We start from the raw sequence: 14,539 nt of genomic DNA on the forward strand, positions 1-14,539 counted from the left end.
ACTGCAAGGGCCATGCAAGCGCCTTGCAGGACGAGCTTGCGGCGTGGCGGAACGGCCGGCGGGAGGCCGCGGGGATTTCGAGAGCGTGGTGCGACCGATTGCACGCGGATGAGGTTGCCAAAAAGCTGTTGGAAATCACGCTCTCCTCGGCTCGTAGCGGCGATCACCGGTCGCCGTGACTATCAAAGATTTAAAAAAACCACTCGGCAGGGCGCTTACATTAGGGAGAATTAAACCGCAGATGAACGCAGATTCACGCAGATGGAAGAGAAGAATCCTGAGAATTCCCGAGCAAAGAGAGCATTTTTGCTCATTCCGAGATCAAACTGCCGTATTGGCTCATCCATTCTTCCCAATTAACGTCCATCTGCGTTCATCTGCGGTTCGTTTCTATCCAATTCAGTCTCCGCTTTCCCTAGTGTAGGCACCCTGCTGTCGGGACGCATCGCTCCCGACTTCGATAGTACCCAGCGCGGTGCGCTCAAGTTCGATGGAGGCGGCCTTGGCCAGCTTCTTATTCGTGTGACCCGTCAATTTCCGGACCTGCCGAAGTCCTCCGGTGTTTGCGTCCGGAACGTAGTATTGTGCTTGCCAAACGTTTGAGCCTTTTCGTTTTCTCAGTGAAGCCATGGTTTTTCTTCCTTACCTGCCCCCCAGGCTATCCCCTAGTTATGCCGGCTTGGCAAGTTCATGCTGTTTTGAATCCACACAAACTGCTGCAAATCATTGATTTACAGACATTCAGTTCCTTTCGCTGGTTCGAACCCAGTATCGGGCACCATTTTCCAACCGGTTTCCTGATCCACTTTGATCCCTGCGATGGATGCAGCGCCGCCCGCACCCGACGAGCTCGATGCCCTTCTCCGGCTTCTTGATGACGAAACTCCGGTAGTCCGCGAGCGCGTGGCGGAACGCTTCGCCCTCTGTGGCGGAGACCTCAGCGAGTGGCTCGCCACCCAGCCGCGCCCGCTGAGCAGGCGGGAGAAATCCCTGCTGGCGGAAATGCTCAGCCCGCCCCGCCGTGAGACGCTCGCACGCGAATGGATCGCTCCCACCGGCGGGGCCGCCGCCTTGCAGGAAGACTGGGAGTCCTTCGAGGCACTGCTCCGCTCCTTGTCGGATTTCCTGCATGACGGGATTTCGCTGCGCCAGCCTCTATCCGACGCGCTCGACCTTCTGGCGGAGGAAGCGGCCGACGACGGCGTGACCACGGCTAACGAACTCCGCGGGTTTCTTTTCCAAGGAACCCGCCTGACCGGCAACCAGACGGATTACCACGATCCCAGAAACTCGGACCTCGCCTGGTGCGTCGCGGAAGGCCGCTCGAACCCTCTCGGACTCTGTTTGATTTTCATGCTCGTGGGACGCCGGCTCAATCTCGAAATCGAAGGGGTCAATTTCCCCGGGCACTTCATGTGCCGGATCTTCGAAGACGGCTTTCCTCTCGTCATCGATTGCTTCGACCGTGGCGAAGTCCATCTCCAATCCGAACTGCTCGAAAGCCCCGAGCTCAACCGGTCTCAGCGGAATCTCCTGCGCCAGACCTCTGATCCGGGAACGATCCTGCTGCGCTTGCTCAACAATCTCAGCCACGCCTTGGAACAAGCCGACCGTAACGACGACGCGCTGTTGATTCAAAAACTCCGGGCGACTCTAGAGTGATTTTTCTCACCAGACTCCGAGGTCTGCCAGTTGGCGGCCCGCCGCCTCCGCCCAACCCCGGTTGGCCGCCGGCGACGCGGGGGACGGGTGCAGGATGCGGCCGATCCGCGCGGGACTGCCGCAAGCCTCGGCCGCGCGCCGCAAGCGTTCTTCCGCAAACCCGCCGACGCCGATCAGGAAGGAAGGCTTGAGCAGTGAGATCACTTCCTGAAGATGTTGCTGGCAGGCCTGCTCCACGGGAGCCATCTCCGCGGCGGGAAGCTTGTCAGGCGTTAGGTTCGCGCCGCTGGCACTCATCCAGACCAGCGGGCAGTAATTGAGCACGAAGTGATCTTTGAAAAAGTCCCCGGCGTTTTCATACCGCTCCGCAAAAAGCCCCCACAAGCGCCGGCCGCTCACCTCGGAGCGTTTGCATTCAAATCCCTCGATCAAGCGCTTCGGATGTTCCGGCTCGGGCTTGCCGACCGGCGCTTGGATCCCCATCCAATCCCGCACCGCGGCCACCTCGCCGAACGGCACGCCGGTCTGCGCCATCCCGAACGGGCCGGGGTTCATGCCGAGAAACACGACGCGCTTCCCGCCCATGCCGAAGCGCTCCAAATACTGCCGGTGCGCCTGCCAGGTGTAGTCCAAGGTCCGGTAAACGCATGCGACTGGCGGTGAGAATTCAAGATCCCGCAGCCCGGCTGCCAGACGTTCGGTGGATGCGATCAGCTCGTTCATGGCGATCCTAACCTTTCCACGCGAACACCAGCACGAGAAGGGCGACCGGCAAATACAACAGCGTGAACAGGAACAAGCGCCGCGCCGAGGTCCGCTCGCCGTCGCGCGAGAATTTCAGCGCCAGCGCCATCATCACCAGGGCCAGCAGCGGCCCGATGATCGTCCACAGCCAGTTGGCGAAACCCAGCAAGGCCGGCAGCAGCGAAAACACCGCGAGCACCAGCGAGAACATCGCGGAGAGCAGCCCGCTCTTCCGTCCTGTCAGATCGCCGTTGGACCACATCTTGTAATCCGCGGATTCGTATTCCGCGCGGCACAGCCAGTTGATCGCGATGAAATGCGGGAGCTGCCAGAGAAACAGCAGCCCGAACAAGAACCACGCCTCCCAGCCGATGCCGCCTCCCGCGCCCACCCAGCCGATCACCGGCGGAACCGCTCCGGGAATCGCGCCGACCAGCGTGTTAGTCGAATTCACGCGCTTCAGAGGCGTGTAAATGAAAACGTAAATCGCGATCGTCGCCGCCGTGAGATACGCCGCGAGATGCCCGACCTGCACGGCCAGGTGAATGATCCCGACCGCCGACAACACCCAGCCGATGCCGAACGCCACCAGCGGGTCCATCCGCCGGGACGGCAGCGGGCGGTCCGCCGTGCGCTTCATCCGCGCGTCCAAGTCCACTTCCATCAGCTGGTTGAAAGCCGCCGAGCCGAACGCCGCCGCCGCCGTCCCGAGGATCGTGTGGAGCAGCTTCATCCAGTTCATTTCCACCCCGCGGGAATATAACAGGAATCCGAAAAACGTGGTGACGAGCACGAAGAAATTCAGCCGCACCTTCATCAGGACCATCAAATCCTGCCGCAACCCCGGCGGCGGGGTTGGCTCGTCGGTGGCTGCTTTTTCGTTCGTTGCGGATTCTTCCATAGGCGCGGCGGAACCATGACCGCCTTCCCGTGATTTCCAAGCAGTGACTTGTCCGTGCCGCGCTTTCCCGCGTGCAAGTCGCCGCTCGACTCTTGGCGAATTCCGGGTAGCTTTGCGTTTTCAAACCCGCCTGCCGCATGCGAACCCTCTCCTTTTCACTTCTATTCTTAAGCCTTGCCCATGCGGCGGAGGTCCGGTCATGGACCGACATCCAGAACCGCAAGATCGAGGCGGCCCTGCTGCGAGTCGAGGACAAGACCGTCATTCTCAAACTCAAGGATGGCCGCGAAGTCCCCTACCCGCTCGCGAAACTCTCGCTGGCCGACTGCAAATACGTCGAGGAATCCCGCGCCCTGCCCGGTGCCGGGAAGGCCGGCCCGAGCCTGAATTTCGACCTGCCATGGCCCGAGCGGATCAAGTTCGGTGAAGATCCCGAGGTCAACACGGTGGAGGAAAATCCGGAGAAAAAGCGCTTCATCTACGAGAGCGCCAATTACCGCTACGTCTGCGACGTGAGGCTTTCGAAATCCGTCGTCAAGGGTTTCGCGGTCATGTTTGAGGCCACCCACCTTTATTGCCGCTCGCTGCCTCTGGCGATCAACGGCGGAAAGACCGTGGATGACAAACACCAGATCCTCCTGTTCGAAGCGTTCGATGATTACGTAAAAGCCGGCGGCCTGCCTGGCAGCGCCGGCGTTTTCATCGGCGGGAGAGGCGTGGTGATGGTGCCGCTGACCAGCCTCGGGGTGAGGCCGGTGGGCAGTGGTTATATGTTGGACCGGGATAAAAGCAGCAAGACCCTGCCCCACGAGCTCGTCCATCAGCTGACGCCCGAGGCCTATTTCGGAAAAGGCGCGATGGGTTGGTTTACGGAGGGACTCGCCGAATACGTCGCCGTGACTCCCTACCGGTCCGGGGCGTTCAGCGTCCGCGGAAACCAGAAGGACATCTTCGACTATGCGACCGGTTTTGGCTCCAAGGACATGGGAGGCCGCGGGCTCGGCACCAAGATCGGGCTGCCCGCTTTGAAGACTTTCATGTTCCAGGACTACAGTCAGTTCCTCTCACAGCCCCAGCTCAACTACGGCTGCGGCCTGCTCATCGCCACTTACTTTTTCCACCTGGACGGCGAGGGCGACGGAAAGCGGATCAAGGGCTTCCTCAAGGCGCTGCACGACGGCGCGGACAGCGGGAAGGCCATCGATCTGTTATTGGGCGGCCGCAGCTTTGAAAAACTCGAAGAGGACATCGTGAAGGCCTGGGGCCGCAAGGGCGTGGATTTCAAATTCGCGAAGGAATAGGCGGGATCACCCCCCGAAGCGGATCCGCACGCCCATGCGCGCCCACGCGGCGGAGATTTCGCCTTCCAGTTTTTCGAAATCGCCTCCACCGAGCAGCGGCGCGAGGGACGCTTCGCCCTGCCGACCCGCTTGAAGCTCCTTGAGAAACCGCGTGATCCGCAATGCCTTCCCGCCGTCTTCCAGGTGGAAGAAATAATGGGTCAGCAGCAGGCCAAGGCCGTAGTTGAAGTTCGCGTCCTGACCGGAGTAACGGGCGTAGGGCATCAGCATGAAATCCTTCAACCTGGGAGCCGCGATGTCCGTTCCTAACGACCGGCTTCCGGGACCGTCGCCGCCGCGGGAGGTGACGTAGGTTTTCACCACGTTCCCGTGGATGTCCGGACGGAAGTATCCCCAGCTATAAGGAGTGATCGCGATGTATTCCGCCAGCCCCTCGCTGAGCCAGCCGCGCGCGCCGGCCACCATGTAGGCGTCCGGTGTGAGTTGGTGGGCGAGTTCGTGAACGAGCACGTTGTTCGGCCGGGCGGTGTCGAGGCTGAAGCCGGTGCCGCCCTCCTTGAGCCCGAGGCTCGACATCGGGACTAACACCACGCCTTGGGCATAGCAGCCCGCGCTGGCAGGCGGGCCGCCGGCCTGGATGTATTGATCCATGCCGCGGAACAGCAGAATGTCCAACTTGCCGTTCCTCTCCCTGCCGCCACCGAGCGAAAGCGGAATGCTCTGCGCATACTTGCGGGTCGCCTCGAACATCACGGAGAAATTCCTCAACGCATCGTCGGTGACGCGGGCGTCGCAGGTGAAGCGGTAGCCCGGGCTCTCATAGACATAGCCCGCGAACGATAGAGAAGCTTTGATTTGCAATGTCGTCATTCCAGCGGAAGCTTGAAGGTTGCAAGTGACTCGATGATGAGTGGGGGGGATGATTGTTCGAATCAATTCCATCCCGACGACGTCTCTCGGAGCGGAAAGAAACACGAAATCATGAAGAATTTAAATACACACGGGATCATAGGAGCATTCACCGCGGTTCTACTCGGCGGGTCGATGCTGGGGGCGGGCCTCGCCACCGCGCAAAACGTGGATGCCTCGGGCGTCGAGGTGCTGACGCGCGGACCGGTCCACGAGGCGTTCGCCGCCACGGTCTCCTACGATCCGGAGCCGGGGATTCTGGTGAATGTGCAGCCGCCGGCCGTCATCGAGGAAATCCCGCCGGACCAGCGCGTGGAAGGTGAGAATGTCACTTGGATTCCGGGCTATTGGGCGTGGGACGAGGATAGCAACGACTTTCTATGGATCAGCGGGATCTGGCGGAATTTGCCGCCGGGCAGGCAATGGGTGCCGGGCTATTGGGCGGAGGTGGATGGCCGCTATCAGTGGACGTCCGGCTACTGGGAAGATGCGGAAGTCGCCGAGGTCACCTACCTGCCGAAACCTCCGCGCAGCGTGGAAACCGGGCCGAATATCGAGGCCCCCTCGCGCGACGTGAGCTGGCTGCCGGGCAGCTGGGCGTGGCAAGACGACCGTTACGCCTGGCGGGCCGGTTACTGGGCGCCTGTCCGGGAAAACTGGATTTGGGTTCCAAGCTATTACCGTTGGACGCCCCGCGGTTATGTTTATGTCGATGGCTATTGGGACTATACGGTGGCGCGGCGCGGCGTGTTGTTCGCGCCGGTTCATTTCGGCCGGAATGTTTATTCGCGACCGGGTTACTATTACACGCCGACCACGGTGATCAGCCTTTCCGTCTTTTTGAACCATCTGTTCCTGAGACCGAACTACGGACACTATTATTTCGGCGATTATTACGGTTCAAACTACCGTGACCACGGCTACTACGCTTCGTATTCCTACGGCTCCGGTCGCCGCGGTTGTGATCCGATCTACAGCCACTATCGGTGGGAAAACCGGAATGACCGCAACTGGGACCGGCAGCGCCGCGAATATTTCGAATATCGCCGCGACCACAAAGACGCCCGCCCGCCACGCACCTGGGCGGCATTGAACTCCATTCCCGAAGCGGAGCGCCGTGTGGAAAACTTCGCCGTGGCGCAACCGCTGGATCGCCTGGTGAGCAGTGGTGATGGCGGGCGGCAACGATTCCAAGCCGTGGACAAGAAGGGCCGCGAGCGCTTCATTTCCCAACGCCAGGAAATTGGTAAATTCGCCCGGGAACGCCAGCAGCTCGAAACCCGCGAGGTGCAAGTCGCGGCGGAAGGATCAACCGCCCCTGCGGCCCGCGTGAAGGTCAGTCGCTCGCCGGTCGTCGCGAGACAATCCGATCGTCCGGGCAAGGGCGAAGCGCCTCCGGAAAGGCTGGCACCCCGCGCCTCGGAGCAAGCCAGGCAAAAGGGCAAAGACCGGGAAAAAACGGAACCGATGAAGCGTCCCGAGGGCGAAACCCCCATCGAGCCTGCTCGCGAGAAAGACCGCACGACTCACCGCAAGGGCGATGAGTCCTCCAAATCCAAGGAGGAAGATCCATCGTCCAAGCGTAAGGAGGAGTCTCGCCCGGAACGCCGTAGAGAGCCTGAACCCTCGACGAAAATGAAACCCGAGCCCGAGCGCGAGGTGACTCCAGAGCCAAGTCGGAAGACGGATTCCGGAAGAGGCCGCAAAGAGGAATCCAGTCCGGCGGAAGTGCGTGAGCCGAAGTCGAAGCCCACAGCACGCGAGGTGGAGCCCGGCCCGGCGCGCGAGGCCGAACCGAAGGCTCCGAGGAAGGTTGAACCGACGGCTCCGAAAAGGGTCGAACAAGGCCGGCCGACGCCGGAGCCGAGGGAACGCATCGAGAAAAAACAGGCACCTCAAGTCCAGCAGCCATCCCGCCGGGTAGAGCCGGCCCCGGTCGAGCGGCAACAGACCCAGCGTCCGCAACAACCATCCCGCCGGATGGAACCGGCTCCGGTCGAGCGGCAGCAAATCCAACGTCCGCAACGTGAACCCCAACAGGCGAGACCCGAACGTGTCGCTCCCAAACAGCCTCAAGTGGAGCGGGCTCCCCAACCCGAGACTTCCAAAGAGAAGGAGCGCGGTAAAAAGAACAAGGACGCCGAATAGACCGGCTTGGCGCGCTTGCTGGAATTCCATGATCCGCGGTTCAGTTCATGAACCGCGGTTTTTCCATTTTCACGACCGTTGCAACGCCTCAGCCGATGCGTTGCAACAGCCAGAACCCGCCGGTTCCGGCGATGGCGAGGCAACTGACGAGGCGCGCCCGGCGGTAGGCCGGTGTTCCGTGCCAGCCTGCGGTCAGGCACCAGGCCGCGGCTAACAGCGTGGTTTGCGCGGCTTCCACTCCGAGGTTCGCGCAGAGCAGGGCCGGCAGGAAATCGGGGCCGGGCTTGATCCAGACGGAGAGCGCTCCTGCGAAGCCGAGGCCGTGGATGAGGCCGAATCCGAACACGATGCCAAGGCGTGTCGCGCCCGTGGATTTTCCGGCGGGCCGGAGGTTTTCGAGCGCCACCACTATCACGCTCAGCGCGATGATGGGCTCGACCCAGTTCCCCGGCACCTGCACCAATCCGGCGGCGGCGAGTCCCAGCGTCACGGTGTGCGCCAGCGTGAAAGCCAGCGATTGCGAAAGCAGCGGCCGCCACGCCCGGCGATAGAAAAACAATCCCATCACGAACAACACGTGATCCATCCCTAACGGCAAGACGTGCAGGAATCCCTGGCGCAACGACTCGGCCCACGGCGCGCGTCCGGCTACGGTGATTTTCTCCACCGGCAAGGGCTGGGATTGCCCCGGAGCGAGTGTGAGATAGCCGCCGTGCTTTCCTGGCAGTTTCAAAACAAACGTCGGTCGCGCGCCGTCCCGCCATGCGATTTCCGCGCCGTTCTTCAAGGGTTCCCGCCCCGTGATTCTCATCCGGAAATAAGCGCCGTCGTTGAGCAGCTCGACGAAATCCGGCGGGCTCCTGGCGAAGTCGATGAATTCCACCCGCCATTCCACTGCCTTCCCGCCGGATCTGACTTCCAGGCATTCGCGCAAATACCGCTCCGCCTCCAGCCGCAAGGGAGCCCACCCGGCCTCGCCGATTTCCAACAGCCAGGCGCGCTGTGGAGCCGGAGCCCGGGCGTCACCCCGCGACTCGGGGATGGCGTAGCCGGCGTCGAACAACACCTCCATTTCCCACGGTCGGCCACCCTTCCAGTCGGCGGAAATCTGGGTGACGACGTGGCCGCACGCGCAAATAGCCAGCGCGAACCAAAGTGCCGGGCATTGCCATTTTCCTCTCACGCCTTTTTCTCGCAGGGAAAACAAAAAGCGCCAGTCATTGCTGACGGGCGCTTTTGAAAATCAATTCTCTCCCGATTTTCAGTTCGTCACGCGCATCGGCATGAGCACGTAGAGGAAGGAACCTTCAATGCGCAGGACGCCGGGGCTCATCTCGTCGATGAGGTCGAGGTAAACGTCGTTGGTGTCCAAGGCGCGCAGCGGGGCTTGGAGGAACTCGGGGTTGAAGGCGATCTGCATCGGCGGACCTTGATAGATCACGTCCATCGATTCCTGAGCCTCACCGACGTCCGGCGAGTTGGCGGTGACTTCGATGTGGTTCTCGCTGAAGACGAGCTTCACCGAGTTCGACTTGTCCGAGGAGAGCAGCGAAACGCGGCGGACGGTTTCGAGCAGCGCCTCGCGGCCGATGACGACGCGCTCGTTGCTGTCGCCGGGGATGACCTGGCGGTAGTTCGGATAGTTGCCCTCGATGAGCTTGCTGGCGAGCAGGCTGTCACCGATAGCGAAGGAAATCTGGCTGTCGCTGAGCTTGACGATGACCTCGCCGGCATCGCCGAGCAGGCGCTGGAGTTCCTGCACGGCCTTGGTCGGAATGATGACGTCGGTCTCGTGGGAAGCGGGGAATTCGAGGTCGGCATCGACCATCGCGAGGCGGCGTCCGTCGGTGGCGACGAGGGTCATTTTCCCGTCGCGGAACGAGGCGAAAATACCGTTGAGGACGTAGCGGGTCTCGTCGGTGGAGATGGCGTAGGAGGTTTTCTTGAGGCCGTCGCGGAGGGTGGCTTGCGGGATTTTGAAGACCTTGGCTCCCTCGAAATCAGGCAGTGGCGGGAACTCCGCTTCGCCGAGGCCGATGATTTTGAAGAACGACGGGCCGCTGCGGATGGACGCGTGGTTTTTCGCATCGACGGAGACTTCCACCTCGCTGGAGGGAAGCTCGCGGATGATGCTCACGAGGCGCTTGGCTGGCAGAGTGGTGGCTCCTTCTTTCTCGATCTGGGCTTCCACCGAGCCGGTGATTCCGACGTCGAGGTCAGTCGTGGTGAACTGGATGCGGCCGCCTTTGGCCACCAGCAGGACATTGGAAAGAATCGGCAAAGTAGTGCGCGAGCTGACCACGTGTTGGACTTTTTGCAGGCCGTCGAGAAAGGCTTCCTTGGAGATGCGGAACTTCATAAATTAAAAACTGGGGAGTGGTTGCCCCGCAGTTTCTGTTTTCGCCGCCCCTTGGCAAGACTTCTGTGAATATTCCCGAAAGTCTGAGCTTCAACGGCGGAGTTGGGACTCGATGCGGGCGATACTTTCCTTCAACCCCGGCTCGCCATCGACCAGCCCGGCGACCTTTTTGCAGGCGTGGATGACGGTCCCGTGGTCGCGCCCGCCGAAGGCCTCGCCGATTTCCATCAGCGAACCCTTGGTAAGCGAGCGGCTCAAATACATGGCCACTTGGCGGGGAAACGCGATGCTGGCGGGTCGGCGGCGGCTGGTCATGTCGGCCAGGCGGACGTCGAAATGCTCAGCGACGGCCTTTTGGATGGCGTCGATGCTGACCTGGCGGCTGGCCTCCTCGCGGATGAGGTCGCGCAGCAGGTGCTCGACTTTCTCCACGGTCACGCTTTCGCCGGCGAGCGAGGCGTAGGTGGCGACGCGCATCAGCGCGCCTTCGAGGCGGCGGACGTTGGTGCGGATTTTCTCGGCGAGGAATCGCAGGACCGACTCGTCCACGCGGACTTTCCAGTCGATGGATTTCTTCTTGAGAATGGCCATCCGGGTTTCCATTTGCGGCGGCTGCATCTCGACGGTGAGGCCGCACTCGAAGCGGGAAACGAGGCGCGGCTCGAGGCTTTTGATCTCGCAGGCCGGGCGGTCGCTGGTGAGGACGACCTGGTTGCGGCCGTCGAGCAGGGTGTTGAAAGTGTGGAAAAACTCCTCCTGCGAGCGCTCCTTGCCGGCGAGGAACTGGACGTCGTCGATGAGCAAAACATCCGAGCTGCGGTAGCGGCGGCGGAATTTCTCGATGTCGCCGCGGCGGATGGCGTCGATGAACTCGTTGGTGAATTTCTCGCAGGTCAGATAGATCACCCGCGAGCCGGGCTGGCGGCGGAGCAGCTCCTGGCCGATCGCCTGCATCAGGTGGGTTTTCCCGAGGCCGGGGCCGCCGTAGATGAAGAGCGGGTTGTAGCCGACGCCGGACTTCTTCGCGACCGCCTCGCAGGCGGCGTGGGCGAACTGGCTGTTCGCGCCGACGACGAAGCTGGCGAAGGTGTGGGCCGGATTGAGGCCCGCCGCCTTGATGCGCTTGTCGAGCGCCTCGCCTTCGAGCGCGGCGGCCTTGGTCGGGCGGGCGGGTGTTGGCGAATGCTTCGGATGGCCGGTTTCCAAATCGTTAGGACTGGCGAGATCCTCGCCGACGACGACCCGGACTTCCCGCACATCGTCGAAGATTCCGGTGACCGCCATCGTGAGCTCGGGCAGGTAGTTCGTCTCGATCCACACCTGATGGATCTCACCGGGCACGGCGATCGAGGCGACGTCGTCCTCCACGCCCAACCAACGTGCGGCGCGGAACCAGCGCTGGAAGGCGTCGTGGCTAACCATCACCCGCAAGGCGTCGCAGACTTCATTCCATCCTCCGTTCTCCGCAGAAACTTCTTCCAAACTCGTCACTACTTCCTCGATTGCCGCTTCCTCAGGTTCCATTATTTCACGAGTCTTTTAAAAAATTAGCAGGGGGCTCTCGGGATGCGCGGTCCAGGGTGGCGCCGCGTGGCGAGGTGCAAAAGATGAGCAGCTTAAATCATTCCGGGAAAAGTTTTTTGCGACCATCTAACCAATGTCCGCGACGGGCCGTATTCCACAAGGGTTCCACAGATCATTTTTTTAAAAACTTGACCCCGGCTTTGCTTAGGATTTCCGAAGCATCAAGCTCGGCATTTCTGGCAGATCGACGCATCCGCTTGAAATCAAGGCACTCGCGGCGCTCCGGCTCAATTACGATTTCGTCACCGTTCGTCGCCTGGCGAGTCAGCGGATTTCAAGGCCGCCAAAATCAAAGAAACGCGCCGGCGGGAGCCTTGCGGCTCTTGAAACAGAGGGCCACGGCGACGGTCGCAAAGGTCCCCGCCATGATGCGCCAGGGGAATTCAATCACCGGCATCCATGCGAAATTTTTATAGAGCGCACCACCGGAGACCATCTTCCAGACGTCGTTCGGGAGATTGCTGAGAAAGGCGACGACGATGATCCCCGCAGCCATCGCGATCAGGTTGCCGGTCTCGCTGCCGCGCGATTTCGTGAACAGCGCGACCATGAAAATCCCGAGCAGCGAGCCGTAGGTGTAGCCGAAGCTTCCTAGGATGATCCCGATGATGCTGAGGCCGGGGTTGTGCGCCTTGACGAAGGCGGTCGCCAGTCCCACCAAGATGAGCACGAGCGCGAAGCCGACGGTGCTGAGCTTGATGATGCGAACCCGCGCGCAGTCGTCATCCGGCGTCTTGAACCAGCGGAAATGGAAGTCGCGCGAGTAACTGGTGGCCAGCGAATTCATCGCCGTGCCGAGCGAGCCCATCGTGGTTGCCAGGACCCCGGCGACGACCAGGCCGCGCAGGCCGCCGGGCATCACATCGACGACGAAATACGGGAAAATCCGCGTGTTGTCCGGCTTGCCCGCGGCCATCGGCAGCGCCGGGTCGTTGACCACGTGGCCGTAGTAAACGGAGAGCAGGATGCCGATCGTTAGGACGGCGTAAGTCACCGGGATGTCGGCCAGCCCGGAGAGGATCGTGGCCACCGCGCTCTGGCGTTTGTTTTTCGCGGTGAGCATGCGTTGCACCATGTCCTGGTCGGTGCCGTGGGTGGCCAGCGTGACGAACAGCGAGCCGAAGAGCGCGGCCCAGACGGTGAACTCGCTTTCCAGCACGCTCTTGATGGCACCCCAGCTGGAGCCGTATTCCGCCTCGAACTCAGGTGTCGCCGGGACATCGCCTTGCCATTCCCAGAGTTTCAAATCGTGCGGGCCGGTGAGATGGCTTTTCGCGCCCTCCCAGCCGCCGGGGATGTGGCCCAGCAGATACCAGACCGAGAACCCGAGCGCGCCGAAGAGCACCGCGATTTGCAACACATCCGTCCAGATCACCGCCTTGATTCCGCCCACCGCCGTGTAGGCCGCCGTGAGAATGGTGATGAGAACCAGCGCGCCGCCGGTGGCCCAGAATTGCTCCCAGGTGCCGAGCGGCCGTTCCGGGTTGAGCTGGTTCCAAATGACGATCATCAGCAGCGTCGGCACCCACAGCCGGGAGCCGCTGGCCAGCGAGCGCGTCACCAGGAAAATCACGCTCGCCACGCTGCGGGTGCGGGGGCCGAAGCGGATTTCCAGAAATTCGTAAATGCTTACCACATTGTGTTTGTAAAACGCCGGGATGAACACCGCGCTCACCACCAGCCTCGCCAACAAATAGCCGACCATCAGCTGCGCGTAAGTGTAGTTCCGCAGCCGGAATCCCTCGCCCGGCGTGCCGAAAAACGTCCCCGCGCTGATCTCGGAGGCCAAGATCGACGCCAGCACCGCCCACCACGGGATCGACCGGCCGCCGAGCGCGAAATCCGAGACGTTTCCGCTCCGGCGGCTGAAATGCCAGCCGATGCCGAGGATGATGGCGAAATAAATTCCAACGATGAGCAGATCCAACCACAAAGCCGACATGCGGCGCATGCTAGGGGGGCGGTCCGCCGATCCAAGCCCCAAGTTTCCGTCCGAAATGTTGCCGGGCCGCCGCCGGGTGATTTTTCCCTTCCCAAACCGGAAGTCATGGATTACCCCTTCCGCCCCGCCTGAAATGGTGGTCGTAGCTCAGTTGGTAGAGCCCCGGATTGTGATTCCGGTTGTCGCGGGTTCGAGTCCCGTCGATCACCCCATCTTTCCCATCGGAATTTCAAGTGAGGTTCGGACGGGAGGGGAGGAAACGTAGGAAAACGACCGATGCAGCCGCTGGAGAGCCGGATTCATTATAAATTTCGCAATTCGCTGTTATTGGCGGAGGCGCTGACCCATCCTAGCCTGGCGTACGAGTCGCACAAACCGCACTTCGACAACCAGCGGATGGAATTCCTCGGCGACGCCGTCTTGCAGTTGGTCATCACGGAAGAGCTTTTCAAAATGTTTCCGGATTTCACGGAGGGCCGGCTGACCAAGCTGCGCTCGCGGGTGGTTTCCCGCAGGGCGCTGGCCCGCTTCGCGATGGCGATCCATCTCGGCGACTACGTCTTGCTCGGCAAGGGCGAGGAGGCCACGGGCGGGCGGCGACGCTTGTCCACGCTGGCGGACGCGTTCGAGTCGCTGATCGGCGCGGTCTATCTGGACACCGGTCTGAGTCCGGCGCGGGACCTGATCCTGCGTTTGTTCGAGGCGGAAATCGGCAACATGGTCACCAGTCCGGAAGAGCGCAATCCGAAGGGCGAGCTCCAGGAATTTTTGCAGGCCATCCATCCGCAGGCACCCATGTACCGGGTGATCAGCGAGAGCGGCCCCGACCATCGGCGGGTTTTCCAATCCGAGGTTTCCTGGCAGGAAAAGATCCTCGCGACGGGCAAGGGCAAGAGCAAAAAGGAAGCGGAAGCCCGTGCCGCCGCGGAAGCCTTGCGCGCGCGACTGTGGGAGAAATAGGAGATGGCGCGGCTCCCGGCTGGGACAAC

At 61.7% G+C, this 14,539-nt stretch carries 11 protein-coding genes and 1 tRNA gene; 5 read left to right on the plus strand and 7 right to left on the minus strand.

The features are described from left to right. Window positions 1-819: 819 nt before the first annotated feature. Window positions 820-1,662, plus strand: coding sequence for a transglutaminase family protein (locus tag AC4DF4_RS02470; protein ID WP_490046530.1), 843 nt, complete (start codon window positions 820-822; stop codon window positions 1,660-1,662). A gap of 6 nt (window positions 1,663-1,668) precedes the next feature. On the opposite strand, the gene AC4DF4_RS02475 is transcribed toward AC4DF4_RS02470, so the two are convergent. Together AC4DF4_RS02475 and cyoE are read right to left on the minus strand one after the other, a co-directional pair. Continuing rightward, complete coding sequence (locus tag AC4DF4_RS02475; protein WP_490046531.1) at window positions 1,669-2,385, minus strand: uracil-DNA glycosylase family protein; 717 nt, start codon at window positions 2,383-2,385, stop codon at window positions 1,669-1,671. A 7-nt stretch (window positions 2,386-2,392) separates the two neighbouring features. After that, complete coding sequence (cyoE, locus tag AC4DF4_RS02480; RefSeq protein ID WP_490046532.1) at window positions 2,393-3,307, minus strand: heme o synthase; 915 nt, start codon at window positions 3,305-3,307, stop codon at window positions 2,393-2,395. Window positions 3,308-3,444: 137 nt separating this feature from the next. On the opposite strand from cyoE, the gene AC4DF4_RS02485 reads away from it, so the two are divergent. Then, window positions 3,445-4,608, plus strand: a complete 1,164-nt coding sequence (locus AC4DF4_RS02485) for an SHD1 domain-containing protein (RefSeq protein WP_490046533.1) — start codon at window positions 3,445-3,447, stop codon at window positions 4,606-4,608. A 6-nt stretch (window positions 4,609-4,614) separates the two neighbouring features. Here AC4DF4_RS02485 and AC4DF4_RS02490 read toward each other — a convergent pair whose 3' ends face one another. After that, window positions 4,615-5,478: a hypothetical protein gene (locus tag AC4DF4_RS02490; protein ID WP_490046534.1), complete on the minus strand. Its 864-nt coding sequence runs from the start codon at window positions 5,476-5,478 to the stop codon at window positions 4,615-4,617. Window positions 5,479-5,589: 111 nt separating this feature from the next. On the opposite strand from AC4DF4_RS02490, the gene AC4DF4_RS02495 reads away from it, so the two are divergent. Continuing rightward, entirely contained in the window at window positions 5,590-7,665 is a 2,076-nt protein-coding gene (locus tag AC4DF4_RS02495; RefSeq protein ID WP_490046535.1) for a hypothetical protein, read from the plus strand. Window positions 7,666-7,753: 88 nt separating this feature from the next. Here the strand turns inward: AC4DF4_RS02495 and AC4DF4_RS02500 are convergent, their stop codons facing one another. The 4 genes from AC4DF4_RS02500 to AC4DF4_RS02515 all read right to left on the minus strand — a co-directional run bounded on the left by AC4DF4_RS02500 (window position 7,754) and on the right by AC4DF4_RS02515 (window position 13,550). Continuing rightward, window positions 7,754-8,872 (minus strand): HupE/UreJ family protein, encoded by a 1,119-nt coding sequence (locus tag AC4DF4_RS02500; protein ID WP_490046536.1) that lies wholly within the window; start codon window positions 8,870-8,872, stop codon window positions 7,754-7,756. 54 nt (window positions 8,873-8,926) lie between these two features. Next, the gene (dnaN, locus tag AC4DF4_RS02505; protein WP_490046537.1) at window positions 8,927-10,024 is read right to left on the minus strand and encodes a DNA polymerase III subunit beta; all 1,098 of its coding nucleotides are present in this window, start codon (window positions 10,022-10,024) and stop codon (window positions 8,927-8,929) included. Between the two features lie 90 nt (window positions 10,025-10,114). Further along, a complete protein-coding gene (dnaA, locus tag AC4DF4_RS02510; protein ID WP_490046538.1) occupies window positions 10,115-11,548 on the minus strand; it encodes a chromosomal replication initiator protein DnaA in 1,434 nt (477 codons plus the stop codon). A gap of 349 nt (window positions 11,549-11,897) precedes the next feature. Next, window positions 11,898-13,550, minus strand: a complete 1,653-nt coding sequence (locus AC4DF4_RS02515; RefSeq protein ID WP_490046539.1) for a sodium:solute symporter — start codon at window positions 13,548-13,550, stop codon at window positions 11,898-11,900. A 136-nt stretch (window positions 13,551-13,686) separates the two neighbouring features. Here AC4DF4_RS02515 and AC4DF4_RS02520 point away from each other — a divergent pair. Together AC4DF4_RS02520 and rnc are read left to right on the plus strand one after the other, a co-directional pair. Beyond that, window positions 13,687-13,762, plus strand: a tRNA-His gene (locus AC4DF4_RS02520). A gap of 64 nt (window positions 13,763-13,826) precedes the next feature. Further along, a complete protein-coding gene (rnc, locus tag AC4DF4_RS02525; protein ID WP_490046540.1) occupies window positions 13,827-14,510 on the plus strand; it encodes a ribonuclease III in 684 nt (227 codons plus the stop codon). Window positions 14,511-14,539 lie beyond the last annotated feature (29 nt).

The sequence above is a fragment of the Luteolibacter sp. genome (genome assembly GCF_058122085.1).

What these genes read in the sequence shown, in the direction of transcription:
- AC4DF4_RS02470 (WP_490046530.1), top strand. Translation starts at nt 820, where the DNA reads ATGGATGCAGCGCCGCCCGCACCCGACGAGCTCGATGCCCTTCTCCGG.
- AC4DF4_RS02475 (WP_490046531.1), bottom strand. Translation starts at nt 2,385, where the DNA reads ATGAACGAGCTGATCGCATCCACCGAACGTCTGGCAGCCGGGCTGCGG.
- cyoE (WP_490046532.1), bottom strand. Translation starts at nt 3,307, where the DNA reads ATGGAAGAATCCGCAACGAACGAAAAAGCAGCCACCGACGAGCCAACC.
- AC4DF4_RS02485 (WP_490046533.1), top strand. Translation starts at nt 3,445, where the DNA reads ATGCGAACCCTCTCCTTTTCACTTCTATTCTTAAGCCTTGCCCATGCG.
- AC4DF4_RS02490 (WP_490046534.1), bottom strand. Translation starts at nt 5,478, where the DNA reads ATGACGACATTGCAAATCAAAGCTTCTCTATCGTTCGCGGGCTATGTC.
- AC4DF4_RS02495 (WP_490046535.1), top strand. Translation starts at nt 5,590, where the DNA reads ATGAAGAATTTAAATACACACGGGATCATAGGAGCATTCACCGCGGTT.
- dnaN (WP_490046537.1), bottom strand. Translation starts at nt 10,024, where the DNA reads ATGAAGTTCCGCATCTCCAAGGAAGCCTTTCTCGACGGCCTGCAAAAA.
- dnaA (WP_490046538.1), bottom strand. Translation starts at nt 11,548, where the DNA reads ATGGAACCTGAGGAAGCGGCAATCGAGGAAGTAGTGACGAGTTTGGAA.
- AC4DF4_RS02515 (WP_490046539.1), bottom strand. Translation starts at nt 13,550, where the DNA reads ATGTCGGCTTTGTGGTTGGATCTGCTCATCGTTGGAATTTATTTCGCC.
- rnc (WP_490046540.1), top strand. Translation starts at nt 13,827, where the DNA reads ATGCAGCCGCTGGAGAGCCGGATTCATTATAAATTTCGCAATTCGCTG.